The following is a 22,848-nucleotide window of genomic DNA, read 5'->3' on the forward strand; positions in this document are numbered from 1 at the left end:
TTGTTAATTGGTTCTACTTATTTAAGGTTCTATTATAAAGCTATTGCAAATCTAAGGATACGTTATCTATCCTAACCAGGCCAGCTTCACCGTTATTATCAAACAAAACTCTAGCATCTGGTGCACCAAACTCCTGAGAGCTTAAGGTTAACTCAAAAGTTTGTGGTGTATCCGTGAGGTTTACAGTTTGAATATCGTTGGAAAAATCACCGCCGCTTAGACCTATTCCTGCAATTATGGTTCTGTTTCTATCAGACCAGGCATCAAAAGTCAAAACATAAGGTTCGCCTTGAGTAATTGGTAATTTTTGACTGAGATTAACGAGGAATGGTTGATCGGGGTTGGGGTTGGTGATATTGACTTCGTAAAATGAATTGCCATTTTCAGTAACTACAGGTGCAGAAGCATTATCATTAACACCCACTATCCAACCTTGAGAACCATTCTCAAAATTACCATTCACTATCAAAATCAATTCAACCTCAACATCATCCTGAAATGTATCTATATCGCCATTGTCATTGATTGCAGTGAGCGACACTGTATAAGTACCATCCTCATCATAAGTTTTGACAGGATTAATCAAAGTGGAACTCGTAGCATCTCCAAAATCCCAAACAAAACTTGTCGCTTCATTGGATAAATTATTAAAACTAACGGTTCTATTATTTACTTCACTGACAAACCTGGCTTCAAAATCTACAAAATCGATACCGCTATCATTCTCTTCACACGAGAATTGAAACATGATCAAAACCATAAGAGGCACAACTATTAAGCTTTTATTTGATAATTTCATTTTAGTAAATTTTAGTTAATTGTAAACTCTTACGTAATCCACAACCATGCTTTGTGGAAAAACAGTTTCTGAATTCGGGTTTCCTGGCAAATTACCACCTATGGCTACATTAAGAATGATGTAAAATGGTCTATCGTTGAAAATCCAGTTTCCAGCACCATTAGTTTCTTCATCTACATCTTCTGGCGTAAGGGTATGGTACAAAACATCGTCTACATAAAAATTGATGCGATTTGGTGACCATTCCATTCCATAGACATGAAAACCTGTATCGAAACGGTCATTTTCTAAATTATATGCTTTAGAAATAGATTCAGCTCCAGAATATTGAGGTCCATGAATTGTACTAAAAACTGAAGTTGGCTCATCGCCTAAAAATTCCATAATATCAATTTCTCCACAAGCAGGCCATGGATTAACATCGCAGTCATTACCCAATAACCAAAATGCAGGCCAGTAGCCTTTTCCGTAAGGTACTTTAATCCGCGCTTCATATCGACCATATTTTTGTTCAAACAGATTTTGAGTGGTCAATCGCGCAGAAGTATAGTTATTGCCTTGAAAAGATTCTTGCCTGGCAGTGATGAGCAATACGCCATTTTCAACTTTCACATTTTGTGGTCTATCGGTGTAATATTGTAATTCATTATTACCCCAACCGGGTATGCCTTGGTCTGTGCCATCACCAATTTCAAAGTTCCAATGTTCCGGATTTGGAGCACCATCAATGTCAAACTCATCGGCCCACACCAAGTTGTCAAGCGTAACCACTTCCTGAGTTTCATCTAAATCGCAACTCAATATGCACATTAAAATTAGTAGAAAAATTGATGAATATTTCATCATATTAAGTTTACTATCTTTATTTATTTTCATAATCAATGGGTTTATATTTATTCAGTGTAGAAATAAATGTTATCTAAAAATATATTAGATATCGTAGGGTTATTAGGCCCATCTTCAGAATTAAAAAGGAGTAGACCAATCCTGTTTTTATCCCCAAGTCCCGAAAAGTCCGATAAAGGAATATCAAAACTGACCCATTGGTCTTCGACTAATTGATTTCCAGATATTAAAAAAGAGCCCACAGTTTCTGAAGCACCATAATTTGTAAGCTGTAATAATAATCTGTCGTTGGCTTGAATAGCTTCTTGAACATTAATATCTACATGTAAGTGAGTTAAATTAGTGGCATTAACAGGTTGAACTGCTTCTGACGGGAAGGTTACATCATTAAAAACAATGCCTACAAAATTTAGATCTGTATAACTTATTATAGACTCTGGTCCAACCGGGACAACACCGCCAAGCGTGTTTTGAAAGGGCTCAAAAAATGAATTGTATCTTGATACTGGAATATCCTGATAAGCATCACTAAATATAGAAACAACATTTTCTGCGGGCTGTGTTGGATCGGGAGCAAAATTGAAGCCTCCTTCAACATTAAGTGACAATGAACCTTGAGCTCCAACACCATCTAAGGAAGCAGATATTGTCACTTCGCCTTCACCTATAACTGATGCCAGGCCAAATTCGTCAACTGTAGCAACTCCTGGGTTTGAAGATGAAAAATCAAAAAAAGAAGGAGCTGCATTAACACTTACATTTCTACCAGATTCGGTGTTGAATGTTTGGGTAAGTCCAGTGAGCTGAAAAGGTACATTAATAAAACCTTGCTGTGATATGTTTTCACCATTTAAAATTCTTGGTTGTGGTTGAGCAATTGTTCCTAGATTTTCAAATCTTATTTCATCTATCCAAATTGTAAATCCAACACCATCTGTACTTGAAGTACCTGTTGAAAAGAAAAACATTCCTTTTTCCTGAATCAATTTTGAAGGATCTGGAATTGGTATGATTACTTTTCTCCAATCTGTTGATAATTGTATGTCTGTCCTTGCCACTGTGTATTTATCCAATTCAAAGTCGAACCCAAAACCAACTTCATCGAAAAGAGCGGTTCTTGAAGCCTTCACCCAAAAGGTTAAAGCATCATACTCTGTCAGATTTCTTCCTTCACCTCTATCTTTAAAAATACCACCAATAAAACCACCATCTGGATCATTTGGTGCGGGGATATCTAGTCTTATTGAAGAAGTGCCAACATAGGCTTCATTTTGGTCAGTTCCAAAACCTTCAGGGTTTGCCCCATCGGCAGGATTAAACGAGATGAAAAACTCATCTGTTAATCCCACAGGATTATCAGTATATACGTCTGCATTGGAAGGGAAAGTAGCCAATACCGCATCGTCGGATACGTCTCTTTCGCAACTTGTAGTCATGATCATAGAAAGGACAGCAAGTGCTATAAATTGAATATATTTTTTCTTTATCATCTTGAATATTATTTACCAATATTAAATCTTACATAAGTCATGATTTCCCATTCAGAACCATCTGGAAAGCCTACTGGACTAATTGCTGGATTAGTGTCGAAGGAACCAATCGGTGTTGCATTGGGTGAATATCTGGGAGAAAATTCATTTAATGACCGCCATATGCCTCTTATACCAACTTGTGTAGTGGGCAAAATATACCACTTTGGTTTTCCTAATGTAGTTGACAAATCTATCATGGTTTGGACAGGGAAAGTTAAGTTGAAATCCCTGTGGTAATCATAAGGACCCCAGTCGTTGATTTTCACATCCCCTCTAATCCAATATTTTTTATACCTCACGTCGAGATTGGCTCCAAACCTATCGGTCACTAACCGATCAGAGTCTCCATTAGCCTGACCGTTTCCGTAATAAAATGTACCCACGATGCTGAGATCAGGCCCTAAACTTGACACCATTCTAGCGTGAGCTTCCCATAAATCCTGAGCTGGGACTGTGTTTGCAAAAGGAAAAAATTCACGAGTGTCGAGAAAACCAATATGTGCATCCATCGTCGTTGGTAAGTGTCTGAATACAAAACCTGCACTCATTGCAAATTCAGCATCTTCAGATCTATTGTTATCCCAGTCATACATATAAGTTCCCGGAGTAGGATCGAAGGTGAAAAGAATTTCACCGGCTGTAGTTTCTCTATTAAAACGAACAGCAAATGGATCGTCGATAAAATTTCTTAATCGACCTGGAGCGTCACCATTATCTGGCATAGCGTCTACCAAAGGCTTTTGCCATAAAAAATTTGGGGCAATTTGCCATTTCCCAATATTATAGGTGAAACCAGATAAAAAATTGGATTGGTTACCACTTCCATTATCTTTTAATTTCCATCCTGTAAAGGTTAAAGTAGGGTCGAATCCCCCATTGGCTACAAGCCCTGAGATACCTCCTTGTGCATACCAGTTAAATTTACCGCCTTCATAAGTCAGTTTGGCTTTACCTCCCCAGTTATCGGATGCTTTTACATTATCTACTACGACATTGCCGTTATCATCGATATCTTGATAAGTACTTCCGTTAAGCGGACTTCCTGCCCATATACCACCTACCGTCAATCCAAATTTTCCAAAATCTCGTTCTAGAGCCAAAGTAGCTCTTTCCTGGGGCCACGGTGGAATCACACCACTTCGCACCTGATTCTGATCTAATATTCGTCGTCCGTTATCATCAAACTCTAATTCGGTTTCTAAGTCTCTATGGTAAATTCCTGTTACATCCCATTTTTGAATGGTCTTGGTATATTTATAAAGCATAGTAGGATTGGCACCCCACCACAATTGAGGACCAATGGCAGCTTTTAAACCATCAAGTTCTCCTTTGGCATCAATCTCTATTCCCGAGATTACACCTCCGTAGATATCTAAGTTCGGACCATAATTAGCTTCTGGATACAATCCAAAAAAATCACCTTCGTAACCCCAATGGTAATGACCTGTTCTGTAGAATCCTCTTAAGTCGAATAGATCGTTGTTCCATTCAAACTCAGCTTGGTAGACCTGCAAATTATTATTGTCTTGGATTATCGTTTCTCCGTCTGGAGTTTGGACTCGAATGGGTCTAGCTCTATTTTCATAAAAAATTTCGTTAATTGGATTTTCAGCGAGATCTCCAACGATGTTGAAGTCCACATTGAAAGTGACATTAGCTGCAGGTTTACCACCCACACCAATAAAATAGGATTGCATCTGGTCAAAACCCAATTGATTGGGATAAGAAGTGGAGTTTGGATCCGGATTGTCTGGTGTTGTAATTAAACTACCTCCAGTATAAAAGGTTGATAAATGAGCTGCTACTCTGCTAATTCCAACCTTTTGAGTTTCCCCACCACCTAAAGCGGCTTTATCTCCTCTAGCCCTTAAAACGGCATCCATCAAAGAAATATCCTCAAAATGCTTGGTCACAGTTAGACCATTAACATTTTCATCGTAAGGATTGAGTTCATGTGCTTCTTTTAGAGCGTAGTAAGCCGCCCTTGGGTATAAGTCGTACAAACCTCTTGCATTAGTTGGACCTTTGGCACACACTCCAAACCACTCTTCATTCATGTTATTTTTACCTTCCTTATGGTCTCTGTCATAACCTCCGTTTTCCCATGAGGCATTAGAATCGTGAACATCTAAATTATCTGTCTGTCCAAATTTCCACCAACCATCACTAAATTGGAAAGTAAAACCTCCAATAGAATTTTCAGCTCTTCCAAGTCCTGCAGCATTTGCGTAAATATCTTTCCAGTTATTCACCATGTAATAAGCCTGTGATTTCTGATCTTCTTGCATTTCGATGGCATTAAAAGCATCTGCTCCAAATTCTGTGAATAGAATTGGTTTGCCGTAGACCTCTTTTACTTTCTGAAAAGCATCTCCAAATGAGGCCCCTCTGTACATATTGGTTCCATAAATATCTACATCAGGACATTCTTCAGCGATAATATCAAGAAAGAGAACGTCACCGTTGCAAATTGCAACTGGAATATTGCTATTGATTTCCTTCATGTCTACAGCTGCTTCATTCATAAGGCGGTACATCGGACGACCCCTAATTTCACCAACAGCATTGATTTGATCTTCCTCGTCAGGGAAATCTTCTGTTTCAGCACCTGCCCAAAACAACCCATAATTGTTTTCGTTACCTAACAAGAATAACAGAAGCCCTGGAGTATCTTTATAATTCTGAGCTAGTTCATTAACTTCTGAGAGAAGTAATTCTACAGTGTCTGGATCATCGTATTTAGTTACTGGTGTCCATACTCCGTTTATCGTCAGTCCATACCGGCCAAAAGAATGGTTGAGCATGGTATAGATCCCATAATTTTCATAAATGTAAGTGATCCATTTTGGCTGAATGCCAGTGTAAAGTCTTACCGTATTAACCCCCATATTTTTCAGCAAGCCCATCTCTGCATCCAAAGCAGCCTGAATTATATCATCAGATTGTTCCCAAAGACTATAACTGAAATTTGTTCCTCTGGGAAAATAATCCCAGTTCATACCATTTACCATAAAATCTTTACCATCTACTTGAAGCTTCATTCCTTGCTCGTTAGAAATGACCTTTACATCATGAGCTTGTGAAAAACTAAAGCTCGTAAGAAGTAAAAAAGCGATTGCAGTTAGAAATTTTTTCATATCAAAGAATCTAAAAAATTCGTTATTCTCAAACTTAAAGGTTTTCGCCGTTAAACATTTGATTTAACACACTACAAAAAATATACACACTCGCTATGATTTTTTTTACTCCGAAAAATGAGTAAACCCGCTTAAGACCCTTAACTTAATATTAAGAAAGGATTTTCAGCGAGAGCTTTGATTTGGGTTGAGAGGATGTTTTGTATAGGAAATGTATAGCTGTAAACTGTTTAAAAAAAGGAAATTTCAAATTACTACACTTAAAAAGCAAAGATTTTAGTCATCACCTAATCAATACATTGATTATTCCTTATTTATTATACAAAATATATAGCATTTGATTATTAATAGCTTATAAAATATACATAAGTAGTAATTTCAATGAAAAAGATTATCAAATCAATTTTTAAAATGAAGATTTAATTCTTTTTTTTAACTATACATCTTTATTATTATAATTCTATACGCTTCGAGTTAGTATCCTGTGAATTGTATCCTAGAAATATTTCAAATTCACCGCTCTCAAAAATCCATTCACCGTTAGGCAAATAGTATCCTAGATCTTCTTCAGTAAGTGTAAAGCTTAAGCTTTCGCTTTCACCAGCTTTGATTTTTACCTGTTGAAAGGCTTTAAGCTCCTTTACAGGTCTTGAAATTTGAGCAACCAAATCTCTGATGTAGACCTGCACAGTTTCTGTGCCGTCCATATCTCCGCTATTTTGAACATCAACAGTGACTTCGATAGTGTTTGAGGAGGTTAACGGAGTTACTTTAAAATTACTGTAGATAAAGTTTGTATAGCTTAGTCCAAAACCAAAAGGATAGAGTGGTGTATTTTGTTCATCGGTATAATGTGACCTGAAGACGTCGTTTTGATTAGGATCATTAGGGCGTCCTGTAGATAAATGATTGTAATACAAAGGTAGTTGTCCGACATGACGAGGAAAGCTCATTGGCAACTTACCACTTGGGTTGTAATCTCCGTAGAGCACCTGAGTAATTGCTGAACCACTAAAGGTACCAAGTTGCCATGCCTCTACAATTGCTGGAATATGTTCATCTGCCCAGTTGAGTGTAAGTGGTCGCCCGTTCTGTAATACTAAAACGATGTTGGGATTCACTTTATAAACCGCTTCTAATAATTCCTGTTGTAATCCTGGTAATCCAAGTCTTGTTCTGCTTCTTGCTTCTCCGCTTTGCAATCCATGTTCACCAAGGTTCATAATGACAACATCTGCATTTTTAGCAGTTCGTACGGCTTCATCAAAACCTGATCTATCTGTTGTATTGACATTAAGTTCTTTTACAAATTTGGTTTCTCCTATAATTAGCTGAGGACCAGCTGCGTAATTAAGTGTATTATTTGCTTCATAAGCTTGCATAGCTTCCATCAAAGACTCAGCCGTTCCATCGTCAGCAGCTATTCTCCAACTTCCTAGTGGTGAAGTTTTATCCTGAGCGAGATCGCCAATTATAGCAATCTTTTGATTTGATTTTTGAAGCGGTAAAATATCGTTATCGTTTTTTAGTAAAACGATAGATCGTCGTGCAATATCTAAAACCTCATCTTTAAATTTAGGACTGCATACTAGTTCGTTTTCACGATCTTTAGATAAATATTTGTAAGGATCGTCAAAAAGGCCGAGTTCAAATTTAACTTTAAGAATACGTCCCGCTGCATCATCAATTAAGTTTTCATCTACTTCACCATCTTCTACCAGGCTTGCTAATTGCTCAATGAAATGATAAGACTCCATGTCCATATCAGTTCCAGCTAGGACAGCTTTTTTAGCAGCATCCCGACCGTCTTCTGCATAACCGTGGTTAACCATTTCACCTACAGAATCCCAGTCGGATACCACAAAGCCCTGAAAACCCCATTGATCTTTTAAAATATTCCTGAGTAAAAACTTATCACCTGTAGCAGGGATACCATTAAGAACGTTGAAAGCGTTCATTACACTTTTGACATCGGCTTCTAATGAAGCTTTAAATGGTGGAAGTATTACATTGTATAAAGTGGTAGTCCCCACGTCAACAGTGTTATAGTCACGACCAGCTTCAGCAAAACCATATCCTGCAAAGTGCTTGGCAGTTGCTGCAATAGTATGAGAAGCAGCTAAATCCTGACCTTGAAAACCATTTATTCTAGCTTTGGCAATTTGACTGCCAAGAAAAGGATCTTCTCCAGCACCTTCCATCACTCTACCCCAACGTGCATCTCTGGAGATGTCGACCATAGGCGCAAAGGTCCAGTTAATTCCTGCGGCTGATGCTTCTTCTGCGGCAATTTTAGCAGAACGCTTTATAGCTTCTAAATTCCAACTAGCAGCTTCTGCAAGTGGAATAGGGCTTATTGTTTTATATCCATGAATCACATCAAAACCAAAAATCAGTGGAATTCCAAGTCTCGACTCTTCAACAGCTATTTTTTGAACGGCTCTTACATTTTCAACGCCATGAACGTTGAGCATAGAACCTACCCAGCCTTTTTTGATGTAATCTAATTTTGTAGCAGCCTGACCTTTATCTGGCTCAGGACCCGTAAAATCCATAAATCCACTGTACTGGTTCATCTGGCCAATTTTTTCTTCCAAAGTCATTTTAGCTAAAAGCTCTTGAACTTGAGCGTCGATATTCTGTGAGGCATAGTTACTTTTAGGGTCTTGCTGGCAAGATAAAATGAGCATTGCAATACCCATATAAATAAAATGTTTAAAATTCATGTGTTGTTTATTATGCGATTTACTTTTCTAGTGACTCATTGAATTTTAATGTTACTTTTTATAGAAATAGTATTCATAAAAGAACCTTTAACAAATCAAATCAAACTTATTTTAAGCAATAATATCAAAAAAGAGGATATTAAAATCCTCTTTTTTGATATTGATATGGAGTTTATATTGTTGTGTCTATTCTGAAGTAATTATAAACCACCAGTCAAATTCAGAATTACCATCAGTTATTTTTAAAGTCATTTCATTAGGCTCAGAACGATCAAATATTTGATAACTGTGTGTTCCCGTATAGTATCCGATAAACCCTAGTCCTGATAGACTAATGGTTTCTGCACCACCAGGATTGATAAGTTGCCAAGTAGTTTGAAAATCATCCAAAGGTAAATTTTCTATATCTGCCCCATTAGGAGTTCCACCAGAACTTCCTAATTGATCAACATAAGCATCTCTACCAAAAACAGTTCCTGAAGTATCATCGTTATTGACGTTTGTGATAAATGTAAAAGTACCGTCTGATTCAAAAATATAGCGATCATCATACATTCCTACACCAACTTTTTCTTCTGGCGCAACACCAAAAAATTCAACAGGAATATTACCACCAACGGGACCTAAACCAAAATGACCAGGTACTGAAGATTTAATTCTCCACGTTTTTGAAGTGTCAGCGTCGGGATTATCAGGATCAAAATTATAAAGTTTAGTTTTTAATTCTACAGGTGGTTCATAGGTTGCTAAAACATCAACATCAAATGTTTCTGATGAAGAAACACCACCTTTACCATAAGCTATCACTGAAATGGTATAAGTATTAACACCTAAAGTGGAAAATATAAAAGATGCTGATCCTGATGGGGCATTCTTTTTATTGGATTGGTAAACGAAACCATAAGAGATTGCATTGTCTGCTTTAGCTGTAAATATAACTTCACCTGATCCATCACCATTAGGGTTTTCGCTATCAGCACCAATAATTTCTGCTGAAATATCAATATTGGATGGCGCTACGATTTCCCCAAACTGTTGATCGTCATCCTGGCAACCTACAACAAGGAGGAGAACCAGAAGACTTAAAATTATGTGATTGTATTTTTTCATTGTCTTAAAAATTTAATTGTAAAAATAGAAGTTATCGATATAAACGGTATCGTCAGCATCTGCTTCAACTAGGTTATCAAAAATTAACTGAGTAACAGCAGAAAGATCCATATCAAAATCAGCAAGTGGAATATCCACACTAACCCATTCTCCTAAAGTTAAAGCTCCAGCATTTTCTATATCTTCCTGAACTGGATCTAGTGCTGTATTAACTAGCTTAAGCCCAAGGCTTTCTGCATTAGGAGACCAATAGTCGAAATGGACATGTGTCATACTTGTTAAATCAGTTGGATTACCATAATCTGTCACAATTCCTAAGAAATCAAAGTTTGTAAATAACATGGCATTATTTCCATCTACTGAAACCTCCTCATAGCCTGAACCAGACCATACAGTTGGAAGCTCACTTACAGTAATTGAAGTATATGTATCACTATAAATTGAAATTACGTTTGATGCGTCTTGAGTAGGAACTGGAGCTGATGTAGTTGGCTCTTGCGCTACTTCTTTTGAAAAATATAAGTTATCGATATAAACGGTAGCTCTGTTTCCTGCTGTGTCAAATAACAACTGAGTCACCTGAGATCTATCCATGGCATAATCTGCTAGAGGGAATTTTACACTCACCCACTGGCCTGAAGTAATAGATTCTACAAATTCCATATCTTCTTCGCCAATAACAGTATTGACTAATTTAAAACCTAGTGCAGAAGCATCGGGAGTCCAATAGTCAAAATGCACATAGTCCATATCTGTCAAATCAGTTGGATTCCCATAGTCCGTGACTATACCGGTAAAAGCAAGATTAGAATACTTAATAGTATTATCACCCTCAATTACAACTTCCTCAAAGTTAGTGTCTGACCACTCTGTTGGTAATTCAGTAACTGTAATTGGCGTGTATCTATCACTATAAATAGCTATAACATTAGGAGAAGGTTCCGATGGTCTTGGTGCAGGAACGACGGGTACTAAAATCTCTTCAACAAAAAAGTTTTCTTCTACATAAGTTGTAGTTTGTGATGCAGCACCCATAACTTCAACTGAAATCGTATACGATCCAGATTGTTGATACGTGTAAGATAAAGTTTCCTCGATTGAACCACTAACTACAGACTCAACACCCTCTTCGCCAAAATCAACTTCAAAGCTTGTCGCAAAGTCAGCAGTGACAGAAACATTTACAGTATTGGATTCTACGCCATCATTCTCGATAGTAACTTCAAGATTTTCGGGTGCATTAAAGGACACTTCTATAGGCTGGACTGATTCTGTTTGCCTATCAGCCGCGTTCATAGCTACCAGGGTTAAATCAAAAGTACCTTCCGCGTAAATGTGTGAAAGTGATTCTCCAACGCTAATGGTATCTGAAAGTTCACTTCCATCGCCAAAATCAGCATAAAAAAAGTTCACATTTTCAGCTTTAGGCAGGATAGTTACCAGTCCTGAATTATCTTGAGTAAAACTAATCTTAGCGTCAATATTGGAAGGAGCCCCAATTGGTATATCTTGAAGACCCTCATCATCGGAACATGATACAGTAAACACTGTAATCATGAGTAGGTATAGTATTAAAAATTTCTTTTTCATCTCTATTATGTATTAGTAGTTTGCGTTTTGTTCCCAATTTCCTTGAGAAAATTGAATTTCTTCAAGTGGTACAGGGAAAACTTCATTTTTGTTTGGAGTAAATCCATCAATCACGTTAGCTGCTCTTCCAGTTCTTACTAAATCAAAGAAACGGTGTCCTTCACCTACAAGCTCTAGTCGTCTTTGAGTATATATCTCTTCGGTTAACTGACCTCCAGATAAGTTAACATTAGGCAAGCCTGCTCTGTTTCTAACTTGATTCACATAATTAAGAGCTAAACCATCATTGATGCCCCCTCTGTTTAGGGCTTCAGCTGCCATCAATAGAACATCTGCATATCGAATAGCTCTGTAATTGTTTGGTTGTGTCAAGTTAGCATCCCCTAAATTATCATTTTGTCTAGGAATATACTTTCTATTGTAATAACCGGTATGACCTGTTGTAGGGTCTTGGTTTCCTATGGTGAAAGTCGCACCTGTGTCTGCAGCCCAAGCTTCAATGTTTAAGATAGAAACATCTCTTCTTAAGTCATCAGAATCAAAGGCATTATAAGTTTCTTCAGTAGGTAAATTAAAACCAAATCCAGATTCAAAGACAGGACCATTGTAGCCTCTTACGCCACTAAACCCTACCATTACATTACCTTCACTACATTGTAAACAGTCAAAACTAGCTCCTTGGGCTTGACCAGAATATTGAATTTCAAATACAGATTCTGCACTATTTTCAGCTTCAAATTCAAAAAGGTCTTCGTATTCTTCATCACCTTCTGTTCCATACAAATGAAACTGTTGTGAACCAATAACTGCATCAAACAAAGGAGCTGCTAGATTAAACTCATCTTGGTACAAGTGTACCTTACCAAGAAGTGCCTGAGCAGAAGCTTTGGACGCTCTTCCTATTTCTAAAGCCTGAGAAGACATGTTCGGTATGGCCAGAGAAAGATCGTTCTCAATATATTCGTAAACTAAGTCAATTGATGTTCTAGGCAGAGATGTTTCTTCACCTAGTTCAAATTTACCTTCTGGCTTAATAGGAATAGCCCCAAACCATTTGACTAGTTCAAAATTGAAATAAGCTCTTAAAAAACGTGCTTCTGCAATAATCTGCTCTTTACCTTCAAATTCTATCTTATCAGCATTTTCAATGATATAAGATGCTCTGTAAACGCCAGCAAAATTGAAATCCCAAATATCATCTAAGTTATTGTTATCCGGGGTATGAGCCATTCTATCTACCTGCTGCCATCCTACAACGTCGGTTGCACTTTCTCCTCCAGCATGTGTATTGTCTGATGCAATTTCTCCAAGAATCACATTGACATAAGTAGACTGCAAAATATCATAAGAGCCAATCAATGCATTTTGAAAGTCTTCTTCAGCCTCAAAAAAGTTTTCTGAGGTAAGTCGGTAAGGTGGTTCTAATTCCACAAAATCGTCTGAACATGACACTAAGGCTAACGCCATTAAAATCATGATCCATTGGTTATATATTGTCTTTGCCATTTTCATTCGTTTAAAGTTTAACATTTAGTCCAAGCGTATAGGTTCTTGGCAGCGGATAAAATCCAAGATCAATTCCTCCTCCAATTGGAGCTCCTGTAGAGGCTGTAGGATCGTATCCAGAGTATTCTGTAAAGGTAAATGCGTTATCAACTTTAGCATAAATTTTAACTCCATTGATACCAAAAGCCTTTAGGTTTTCTACAGGAACATTATAACCCAGAGAAATGGTTTGTATTCTTAAAAAAGAGCCGTCCTCAACAAAATAATCTGAAAATAACTTGTTGGCTGTAGCTGCAGTTGTTACACGAGGTTCTGTAGAAGAAGTCCCTGGACCTGTCCAGCGGTTTAATCGTCTGCTTAACATATTAACGTTGATCTGATCTCTTTCAAAATTTCTTACAATTTCATTGCCTAAGTTAGCAAATGAATAAGCGCTAAAGTCAAAGTTTTTGTAAGTAAAAGATAAATTAAGACCCATGGTTACATCTGGTATTGGGTCACCAATATATGTTCTGTCATCTTGACTTATAACCCCATCTCCGTTCGTATCGACGAACCTTAAATCACCAGGACTAGCTTCAACACCTGCAAGTTGGGATTGAGAAGGATGTGCCTCGACTTCAGCTTGAGACTGAAATATTCCATCAGTCTTAAGACCGTAAAAATATCCTAAAGGTAATCCTACTTCCATTCTGGATGGGGGTTGCTGTCCTACACTAAACTGCCCGCCTTCTAGAAACTCTGCACCGTTAATTTGAGTAACCTCGTTATTAATTGTACTTACGTTATAATTGATAGAGAATGAGAAGTCATCACTAAAATCTTTGCTATAGCCCAATGTTGCTTCAAAACCAGTATTTTTAACTGTACCAGCATTGATAGTTGGAGCAGAACTTCCAGGAGCAGCTATACCAAATATACCTGAGGTTGGTATCCCTGGTATCAGAAGGTCCTCCCTTGTGTTATCGTAATAATCTAATGTGATATCCAAGTCATTATTGAATAACTGAAGATCCAAACCTATATCCAATTTTTTAGCGGTTTCCCACTTTACAGCTGGATTAGCTAGGGGACCTAAAGCTTGCCCGGTAGTTAAACCTTGGTCTGGACCTAATAAATACTCTGCTTCACCACTCAGTACAGATAAAAAGAGAAAATCTCCAATCTGGTCGTTTCCAAGCTCACCATAACTTGCTCTTAATTTTGCAAAATTTAAAAAATCACTGGTGCCAATAAAATCTTCTTCTGTTAACAACCAGCCTGCTGTCACCGATGGGAACCATGCAGTTGAATTATTAGGACCAAAATTTGACGAAGTATCTCTTCTTAATATGGCTGAAAACAAATATTTGTCTTGATAATCAAATTCAAATCTTGTGAAGTAAGATAATCTTCTGAACTCGCTTACAAATGATCCGTTGGTTTGATTTCCTTCTCCAACACCAGTAGCAGAACCTAAGTCAGCAAAGTCATATCTGTTTCTTAAAACACCTGTTCGAGAACCGAACAAACCTTCTCCATGAAACCTAAATACAGTTAAACCAGTTGTGTTTGTGACATCCAATTCATCGAAAAATGTTTTTTCTATAGTATTGAACAAATCAAATGTGTAATCATAAAAATCTTGCTGATCCAAATCGACTTGATTGACAGGTCTGTTGAATACTTTCCCCGTTCCAAAATTAAATTCAGGGAAAAATTGTCTGTTATTTAATTTGGAAGAATTAAAACCATATCGAGCAGTTAATTCAAAATCTTGAATGTACTCTAATTCAGCTACCACATTACCACTTAAACGATTACTTTCAAAATCATTAAATGTATTATTGATTTGAGTAAGTGGATTTACTACTTCGTTTCCTAAGTCAATAGTTCCGTCTAAATTATTTCTATTTTGATTAATGGTAGGAGCAATGTTCAAAGCATTGAACAAAACCGAGCCTAAACCAAATGAGTTAATTCCCTGGGATCTGTTATTTGTAAAAATAACATTGGCCTGAATGTTCAAGTAATCCTTCACTTCAGTATTTATAGATAAGTTAGCCGTAGTACGTTTAAAATTTGATTTATCTGGAGCTACAATACCTTTTTGATCTAAATGGGAAGCACTAAACGAGTAATTTGTTTTTTCAGAACCACCTCTTATCGCAAAGTTATTACTAACCACTGAGCTTGTCTCTAAAACAGCATCTTGCCAATCTGTATCGTTTTCAATATTGTTAAGATTTGAAAAAGGCAAAGATTGTCCCGCATTAGCGTATTTTTCATTGATAAGCAGTGCATACTCATTGCTGTTAAGCAAAGGAAGTTTTCTTGTTGTTTCCTGTAAACCTACATACGTGTTATATGTAATTTCTGGAGCCGTGTTTTTACTACCTTTTTTAGTTTCAATAAGAACAACACCGTTTGCACCGATAGAACCATAAATAGCAGCTTGTGCATCTTTCAATACCGTGATGGTCTCTATATCTTGTGGGTTTATGGAATTAAGACCGCCGTCATATTGAAAACCATTAAGAATAATAAGAGGGGAACTGTTACCGTTGGTGGAGACACCTCTAATTCTAATGTTAGATTCAGCACCCGGAGATCCAGATTGTGGAGTTACATTGACACCTGCAGAAGTACCCTGTAAAGCAGTCGCTGCATTGACAGGCTCTAAATCTTGAATCGATTCAGAGTTTACTGTAGATACAGCCCCTGTCACTTTTCGCTTACTGCTTTTACCATAACCTATGACAACTACATCGTCTAGAGCCTGAGTGTCAGAAGTCAATTTAACATTAAAGTCTGAGGCTTCTGCAACCTTAATTTTCAGGGTTTTAAAACCTAAGTATGAGAAAACCAGAGTTGCATCGTTAGGGACAGACGATAAAGTGAAATTACCATCAAAATCCGTTGTGGTTCCTGTAGAAGTTCCTTCAACTATTACGTTGACTCCTAATAAGGGCATTCCAGACTCAGCATCTGTAACACTTCCTTCAATGTCGTTTTCTTGTGAATATGTCCACATAGAAAGTAAACAAATTGTCGCTATCAAAAAGTTTTTAACCATATCATAAATTATTTAACGTAAATCTAATTTTTCATAAACTCTATAAACAGATTTGGACATTACAAAAAAACTACAGAAAGTTAAATGCATATATTTAATAGGCATTAAATACTGATAGGTGTTGATTTTATTGACACCTCAAGAGATGTTAAAATTACAACTACATCGATGTAGAACTTACAAAAATAGCTTAATGTATAGGTAATGTATAGAAAAATATAGCTCATGTATTGGTGCTAGATTTCTAGAATATAATCTGTCAAGCCTATTTCTCTATCTAGATCCATCTTTTTACGCAAACGATATCGTTTGACTTCTACACTTTTGGTTGAAATATTGAAAAGAGGTGCAATCTCTTTTGAAGATAAGTTGAGCCTTAGGTAGGCACATAATTTTAGATCGTTAGGAGATAAAGAAGGGTGTTTAGATTTCATTGTCTTTAAGAAATCTTTGTCTAAATTATTAAAAGCCTCCTTAAACATTTTCCAGTCATCTGTGTTATTTATGTTTTTATTAATGATTCTAATGACATTTTGAGATGACTTTGACAAAGGTTTTTCCTTCTGAAGCTCATCTTTAATCGATCCTAAAAATTCATTTTTCTTGATTAAGCTCATTGTAGAAACCGCTAATTCACGGCTTTTGCTATCAATATCCTGCTGAAGCTTTTCATTCTTAATATTTATAAGTTGCTTTTGGCTTTCAAGTTCTTTTAGCTCAAGCTCTCTATTGGCTTGGAGCTTTAATTCATGTTTTTGCTTTTTATAATAACTCTTATAAGCGTTATGAGTAATGATAATAATAATTACAAGTAGTAGAACATAAAGTACGATCATACCAGTGGAAAAGATAAAGGGCTGCTTTATAGTAAAAGAATAAGACTGGATTTCAGATTCATAAAGTTCGCCAACGCGAGCTCTTACTTGAAATTCATAATCTCCAGCAGGAAGATTGCTAAATGAGGTTTCATGAACCTGACTCCAATCGGACCATTCGTCTAAGAATCCTTTCAACTTGTACTGGTACTCAGAAGCGAAATATTTTTGGAAGTAAGGAATACTAAAGTTGAAGTAAAGATTATTGAATTTATTCTTAAGTGTCGGAGAAACTTCAAATTCAGCAGCTTCATATGTCCCCCCATTTTTTTTGAATTGAATTGAATTTATTTTTAAGGGTTTATCGATTTTGGTTTTAAAAAATTTATCAACATCAATAACAAGATAGCCTTGTGTGGTTCCCACTAAGTATTGATTTTCATCTCTTAATTGGTAGATATTTTCATAGCCTGCCATGGTTTCCCTAAAGTCGGAAGTGATAGGGATTGAGGCAATCCTGAATTCTTTTTCGAATTTACCCTGAAGCGTAAAATCGATGCTAGTTTTATTAAAACTCCACAGACCAATTTCTCCTTCTGTATTTACCAGTTTTCCTGATGAATACGTGAGAGGAGTATACATTTGACTTAGTAATGAGTCCCGCGCGAATTCATTTTTATCTTTTTTGTATTTCCAAACTCCAGAGCTTTGAGCATAATAAACAGTATTCTTGAATTTAATCAGACTTGAATATAAACCTAAATCGAAACCTTTAAACTGATGAATATTTTCAACTTCTGTGTAATTAGTGTTCAAACTGACTTTATAAACACCTTTATACTCATGATCTATTAAAATTTCAGTTGGGGATATAAATTCAATAAATTTTGATGAAACATCGAAGCCTTTAATAGGATTCCGAAAACTCCAAGTCCCAATATCTTTTTCTAAGATGCTCATTCCTTTATAATTCCCCTGCAGAACTAAATGAGGATGATTGGGAACTGGCTTAAAGCACCAGGTACCGGTTTGATCTGATATTTGATTAAACTGATTGTTGGTATAACTGAAGGTTCCGTTATTGTGACCACATAATAAATCACCATCGATCACATTGAGTGACCAAACCTGACCACTGGATCCCTCAACGAGAGTGAAGTTTTCTTTTGTGTCCTCTAAGGACCTGAAGAATAATCCTTGATTGGTCCCCAAAAAAAGTTTATCCTCAAAAATTGCAGAAGCGTAAACAGTACCCAAAACCCCCTTATCACCCTTGTAAACGGAAATTGGTGAGTCAAGGTTGACACAATTGATCCCATTGTCTAAACCAAGCCATATGTTTTTATCCGAATCCTCAAAAATAGATAGAACTGTATTGTTGTATAAACCTTCTTGTTGAGAAATTTGTTTATCAATAGTTCCGTCTTTATTCAGAAAAACAACTCCTTGCGATATTGTACCTAAAACGAAGTCACCTGATTTAGTCTGAAGACTTGTGTAAACCGAGAAATCTTGAAGTTTATTGTTTGGTGAAGGCCACTGCTTTGGAGAGGGTTCTAAGGTTAAAATACCATTAATATCAGTTTGAACTAACAGTTCAGAATCCTGCTTATAAAGATTAATTATCAAACTTTCTTGAAATACTGGATGATCTGAAACTAAGAGTGAATTGCCATCCTGTATTTTATAGAGTCCTTTATTTGCAATTTGAAAGAATAAGTCATTTTCCAGCTTATACATTTTTGTAATAGACCCGTCAATCTGAACTTTTTTAAGACTTTTATCTTTTAAATGATAGGTGTAAATATGATCTAAAGATTGAAATATAATCCAATCTTCTAGACGATCGATTTTCCAAAACTGCTCATCGGGTCCTATGGAATCGATAATAGGATTGGATAATGAACGATATTCTAATTCTCCAGTAGGTAAACTTTCCCAAAATCCAAACTCACGATAACTTCCGCTATAAATCTTATTGTCATGATAAAAGACAGATCTCAAAATACTTTGATTAGGCGAAGGATATAAGTTCCAAGCTTCACCATCATATTCTAAAAGTCCTTTGTTATTGGCCACATACATATGCTTATTATCACCTTGAGTTATGGACCAATTTTGATTATCTGCTTGGTAAACTTTAGGTGAAAAGGTAAGAACCGGAGGTAGTTCCTGTGAAAATGAAGTTGTAGGAAAACCCCATGTGAAAAAGAATAACACATAAACAATAATAACCAGGGAAGGGATTTTAGTCCCAAATGTCCTCAAGTTCTTCAAGAGATTTATTTTTGGTTTCAGGAATAAATTTATAGGTAAAAATTATAATTATGATTATAAACCCAATAAAAATATAATAAGGCAATGACCCATTCCAGAAATCATTCATGTTTGTTTCACTTTCAGAAACCACTGGAAAAAACTGAGACACCAAATAATTGGAAGCCCATTGAGCAGCAACCGCAATGGACATAGCGGCACTTCGTATACGATTTGGAAACATTTCAGAGAGTAAAACCCATACCACTGGTCCCATGGACATAGCAAAAGAAGCAATAAATAAAAGTACTCCAATCAGTGACAAGATTCCGACACTTTCCATTTGAAGGGTGACACCAAGCAGAGCAAAACCGACTATCATTCCTATACTACCAATATAAACAAGAGGTTTTCTACCAAATTTATCAACAGAGAACATAGCAATGAAAGTAAAAATCAGATTGATAAAAGCAAGTAATATTTGCTGTTCTAAAACATCATCTTTACCAAATCCTAGAGCTTTTTCGAAGATATCTGACCCGTAATAAAGTACTGCATTTATACCTGTAAACTGTTGAAGCATTGAAAAAACAGTTCCAATTATGATAATCCCCAATACGGCTTTAGAAAAGAAATTGACTTTTGGCTTTTCTGTGTTTTGATCTATCGAGTCTTGTATTTGGGAGGCTTCTTTCTTAGCCAAATCCTTACCGTGTATCCTTACCAATGTCCCAAAACCCTCCTCTGGTCTTCGCATCAAGTACAACCAACGCGGGCTTTTTGGAACAAAGAACAAAAGAATTAGAAAAAGTCCACTTGGAATAAGTTCGGACCAAAACATTCTTCTCCAGCCAAAGGCAATATTTTCCTCAACACTTAAATTTTTTCCTATAAAATAGGTTGCTAGAAACACAAGGAAAAATCCTATAACTATAGCCAACTGGTAGAAAGTAACTAAACTACCACGTTTGTGAGATGGAGCAATTTCAGCAATATACATGGGAGCGCTCATAGATGCAATGCCGATACCAAGTCCCCCAAGAATTCTAAACATAACCAAAAGCGAAACTGACTCTGGAAGAAACGAAGGAAGACCGGAACCCCAGGCTGAAATAGTAAACAAAAAAGCCGATATAATTAAAGAATTTTTACGACCAAATTTCATACTCAAATACCCAGCACTTATAGCCCCTACCAAACAGCCTATAAGAGCAGAGCCTACCACCCAGCCTTTCATCGCTGGATCAAGGTCAAAGTACTGACTTAAAAAATATTGAGCGCCGTTGATTACTCCTGTATCGTAACCAAACAAAAACCCTCCAAGAGCAGAAACAGAAGTAATAAGCAGTAAAAAAGTTCTGGGCTTCATAGAATAGTTTTAAAAGGCAAAGTAGAAAAGATATTTTAAATAAAGGATATTAAATGTAAAGAGATTTTTTTGTTGCTTGAATTTTGTTGCTTGAATTTTGAAGAATTCTATCTAAAAATAAAATCCCACTTCTTTTGAAATTAAAGAAGTAGGATTTTGAATGTATTGATGATTATAACTACACGTCAGATACTTTTAGCCTTTAATGGATAAGCCTAAGCGAAGATTTACATGAATTGATATCTCTTCGTGAACTTTTATTAATCCCATCGCCTTGGTAGGAGCGTCCAGATTAAAATCTTCAATATTTAAGTTTAAAGTAACATTATAGTTGATTTCTTTGCCTTCTTGTAATGATATAAGCACAGGAAGTGATTTTTTCACTCCTGCTATGGTCATTTCAATCTTGGCTTGAAAATTTGCCTTTTGAGGTATAATTTCATAAACCTCAATCTGTATGACAGGAAATTTATTAGCTTTTAAAAGCTCCTCAAAATCTTTATTTATCCGACGTCCGCCACAATCAAAAGAACCAGATTCCAGTTGCAGTTGAGCATCCTCTATAAGCCATCCGTTTTCAATATTTTCATAAGACAAAGTGAAGCTTTTAGGTTGAATTGGTTTTAAATAATCACAAGTGAATTCATTTACATTGGAAGCGCCATTAATATAAAGATGACTTCCTTCCATGATTTTTACCTCAACTTTGTTTTCTGCATTCCTATTAAGGAGCATTGAAAAAAGACTTAAAAATATTATACTTATTAATTTCATCATATAGGCTTAAAAAGTTAGACCCACTCCAAAAGAGTGAGTCTAACAGGCTTTGCTAATTTAAAAGCTAATTACTGCTTCAAGCATAAGTCCATTAAACTGTCCGTCAGCAAGAATGCTTGCAGCATCATAATCAGAATAAGATTGATTCACATATTCCAACTTTGCAAGAATATTTTTGGTCATAAACCATCCTGCACCAAGTTGTAATCTATCTACACTTATATCTTGTCCTGAAGCTTGTTCCCCATCAATATAGCTATACCTTCCACCTACATAAAAATCTTCAGTAGCTCCAAATCTGTAAATTAAGTCTGCCGCATAATGATTGTAAGTTCTGCTTGGGAGATTAGGACCAAACCCTTTACCTGAAGCATTTTCATACAGACCGAAGAACTCCAAACCTTTGTATCTCAAAAAAGGGTTGATCATTACAGAAGTTAACTCAGTAGATAATCCTGGGTTTATGCGACCAGATCTAAAGTTTCCAGAAGATGAGGCCCCTACTTCTTCCATCACCAAATAGTATCTTGAACCTGCTCGGTCACCATCATATAACCAAGTTTTAGAAGACTCTTTTGTAGTGTAAAGAGATCCCGTCATTCTGAATCTGAAATCGTCATTAAATTGCTTATCATAACCAAATTTAGCCAAGAAAGAAGGCTTGGTATTGGTCTCTTCAACAGATTGATTTAACTTACCGTTAGTTACACCAAGCATAGCTAACCAGCCATTGTTTCTATAATAAGCTTCAAAACCAACTTCTGTGGTAAAAGCATCCATCAAATAGTTACCAATAAAAGGGTTATAGATGGTTGCTGCATTATCTGAACGTCTGAAATGCGCATCACCATAATTATTCTCCATGTGTCCAAACTTGAAGGTTAAATACTTCATCGCATCGGCCATAAAGCCTTCACTTACAAATTCAAGTTTATCGACCAAAAGATATCCTCCTTTGACATAAGGTTCAGGATGGTGACGTGAGGATAGATAAGTCCTTAAGTGCATACGTACACCATCATAAAGAGCTACATCTAGATCTAAGTTGGCTGTTGCAAGATTAAAGTTGTCTCCCAAAGCTATTAAAGGCACAGCCCCATTATTCTCGTGATCAATAGATTGAAACTGTAAAGTGGATGCTCCACCGATTCTGACTTTTAATCCATCAAAAGTAGAGACTGTGTCTTTTGGTGCTTCAAAAACATTTATACCTCTTTGGTCTCTAGGCCTGAAGTTATCCAGGTCACGCTTCTGCGCAAAAGAGTTTAAAGAAAATGCCATTGTAAGGCAAATCATTAAGGTTAATTTTAGTGTTCTCATTGTTATTAGT

General features: G+C 36.4%; 13 protein-coding genes. All 13 read right to left on the reverse strand.

Annotation, left to right across the window (positions count from 1 at the left end):
* Nucleotides 1–40: 40 nt before the first annotated feature.
* Nucleotides 41–799 carry a PKD domain-containing protein gene (locus LB452_RS01945; RefSeq protein ID WP_224460036.1) on the reverse strand — a complete coding sequence of 253 codons (759 nt, stop codon included), beginning with the start codon at nt 797–799 and terminating at the stop codon, nt 41–43.
* Between the two features lie 15 nt (nt 800–814).
* Nucleotides 815–1,675 carry a glycoside hydrolase family 16 protein gene (locus LB452_RS01950; protein ID WP_224460037.1) on the reverse strand — a complete coding sequence of 287 codons (861 nt, stop codon included), beginning with the start codon at nt 1,673–1,675 and terminating at the stop codon, nt 815–817.
* A gap of 17 nt (nt 1,676–1,692) precedes the next feature.
* The gene (locus tag LB452_RS01955; protein ID WP_224460038.1) at nt 1,693–3,135 is read right to left on the reverse strand and encodes a carbohydrate-binding protein; all 1,443 of its coding nucleotides are present in this window, start codon (nt 3,133–3,135) and stop codon (nt 1,693–1,695) included.
* A gap of 8 nt (nt 3,136–3,143) precedes the next feature.
* Nucleotides 3,144–6,314 (reverse strand): glycoside hydrolase 5 family protein, encoded by a 3,171-nt coding sequence (locus LB452_RS01960; RefSeq protein ID WP_224460039.1) that lies wholly within the window; start codon nt 6,312–6,314, stop codon nt 3,144–3,146.
* A gap of 452 nt (nt 6,315–6,766) precedes the next feature.
* Nucleotides 6,767–9,040, reverse strand: a complete 2,274-nt coding sequence (bglX, locus tag LB452_RS01965) for a beta-glucosidase BglX (protein ID WP_224460040.1) — start codon at nt 9,038–9,040, stop codon at nt 6,767–6,769.
* 186 nt (nt 9,041–9,226) lie between these two features.
* Nucleotides 9,227–10,150, reverse strand: a complete 924-nt coding sequence (locus LB452_RS01970; protein WP_224460041.1) for a glucan endo-1,3-beta-D-glucosidase — start codon at nt 10,148–10,150, stop codon at nt 9,227–9,229.
* A 12-nt stretch (nt 10,151–10,162) separates the two neighbouring features.
* Nucleotides 10,163–11,740: a PKD domain-containing protein gene (locus LB452_RS01975; RefSeq protein WP_224460042.1), complete on the reverse strand. Its 1,578-nt coding sequence runs from the start codon at nt 11,738–11,740 to the stop codon at nt 10,163–10,165.
* Nucleotides 11,741–11,752: 12 nt separating this feature from the next.
* The gene (locus LB452_RS01980; protein WP_224460043.1) at nt 11,753–13,246 is read right to left on the reverse strand and encodes a RagB/SusD family nutrient uptake outer membrane protein; all 1,494 of its coding nucleotides are present in this window, start codon (nt 13,244–13,246) and stop codon (nt 11,753–11,755) included.
* A gap of 10 nt (nt 13,247–13,256) precedes the next feature.
* On the reverse strand, nt 13,257–16,301 hold the full coding sequence (locus LB452_RS01985) for a SusC/RagA family TonB-linked outer membrane protein (RefSeq protein WP_224460044.1): 3,045 nt from the start codon (nt 16,299–16,301) through the stop codon (nt 13,257–13,259).
* A 236-nt stretch (nt 16,302–16,537) separates the two neighbouring features.
* Nucleotides 16,538–19,393 (reverse strand): helix-turn-helix and ligand-binding sensor domain-containing protein, encoded by a 2,856-nt coding sequence (locus LB452_RS01990; RefSeq protein ID WP_224460045.1) that lies wholly within the window; start codon nt 19,391–19,393, stop codon nt 16,538–16,540.
* The gene (locus tag LB452_RS01995; RefSeq protein WP_224460046.1) at nt 19,365–20,741 is read right to left on the reverse strand and encodes a sugar porter family MFS transporter; all 1,377 of its coding nucleotides are present in this window, start codon (nt 20,739–20,741) and stop codon (nt 19,365–19,367) included. The genes LB452_RS01990 and LB452_RS01995 overlap by 29 nt, the downstream gene beginning before the upstream one ends.
* Nucleotides 20,742–20,936: 195 nt before the next feature.
* Nucleotides 20,937–21,476, reverse strand: coding sequence for a YceI family protein (locus tag LB452_RS02000; protein WP_224460047.1), 540 nt, complete (start codon nt 21,474–21,476; stop codon nt 20,937–20,939).
* 99 nt (nt 21,477–21,575) lie between these two features.
* Nucleotides 21,576–22,838, reverse strand: a complete 1,263-nt coding sequence (locus LB452_RS02005; protein ID WP_224460048.1) for an OprO/OprP family phosphate-selective porin — start codon at nt 22,836–22,838, stop codon at nt 21,576–21,578.
* Nucleotides 22,839–22,848 lie beyond the last annotated feature (10 nt).

It is taken from the genome of Psychroflexus longus (assembly GCF_020164595.1).
GTDB classification, from domain to species: domain Bacteria; phylum Bacteroidota; class Bacteroidia; order Flavobacteriales; family Flavobacteriaceae; genus Psychroflexus; species Psychroflexus longus.

Excerpts from the sequence above, each read along its gene's own strand:
- LB452_RS01985 (WP_224460044.1), bottom strand. The coding sequence starts at position 16,301 with ATGGTTAAAAACTTTTTGATAGCGACAATTTGTTTACTTTCTATGTGG.
- LB452_RS01950 (WP_224460037.1), bottom strand. The coding sequence starts at position 1,675 with ATGAAAATAAATAAAGATAGTAAACTTAATATGATGAAATATTCATCA.
- LB452_RS01945 (WP_224460036.1), bottom strand. The coding sequence starts at position 799 with ATGAAATTATCAAATAAAAGCTTAATAGTTGTGCCTCTTATGGTTTTG.
- LB452_RS02000 (WP_224460047.1), bottom strand. The coding sequence starts at position 21,476 with ATGCTCCTTAATAGGAATGCAGAAAACAAAGTTGAGGTAAAAATCATG.
- LB452_RS01975 (WP_224460042.1), bottom strand. The coding sequence starts at position 11,740 with ATGAAAAAGAAATTTTTAATACTATACCTACTCATGATTACAGTGTTT.
- LB452_RS01980 (WP_224460043.1), bottom strand. The coding sequence starts at position 13,246 with ATGGCAAAGACAATATATAACCAATGGATCATGATTTTAATGGCGTTA.
- bglX (WP_224460040.1), bottom strand. The coding sequence starts at position 9,040 with ATGAATTTTAAACATTTTATTTATATGGGTATTGCAATGCTCATTTTA.
- LB452_RS02005 (WP_224460048.1), bottom strand. The coding sequence starts at position 22,838 with ATGAGAACACTAAAATTAACCTTAATGATTTGCCTTACAATGGCATTT.
- LB452_RS01955 (WP_224460038.1), bottom strand. The coding sequence starts at position 3,135 with ATGATAAAGAAAAAATATATTCAATTTATAGCACTTGCTGTCCTTTCT.
- LB452_RS01970 (WP_224460041.1), bottom strand. The coding sequence starts at position 10,150 with ATGAAAAAATACAATCACATAATTTTAAGTCTTCTGGTTCTCCTCCTT.
- LB452_RS01995 (WP_224460046.1), bottom strand. The coding sequence starts at position 20,741 with ATGAAGCCCAGAACTTTTTTACTGCTTATTACTTCTGTTTCTGCTCTT.
- LB452_RS01960 (WP_224460039.1), bottom strand. The coding sequence starts at position 6,314 with ATGAAAAAATTTCTAACTGCAATCGCTTTTTTACTTCTTACGAGCTTT.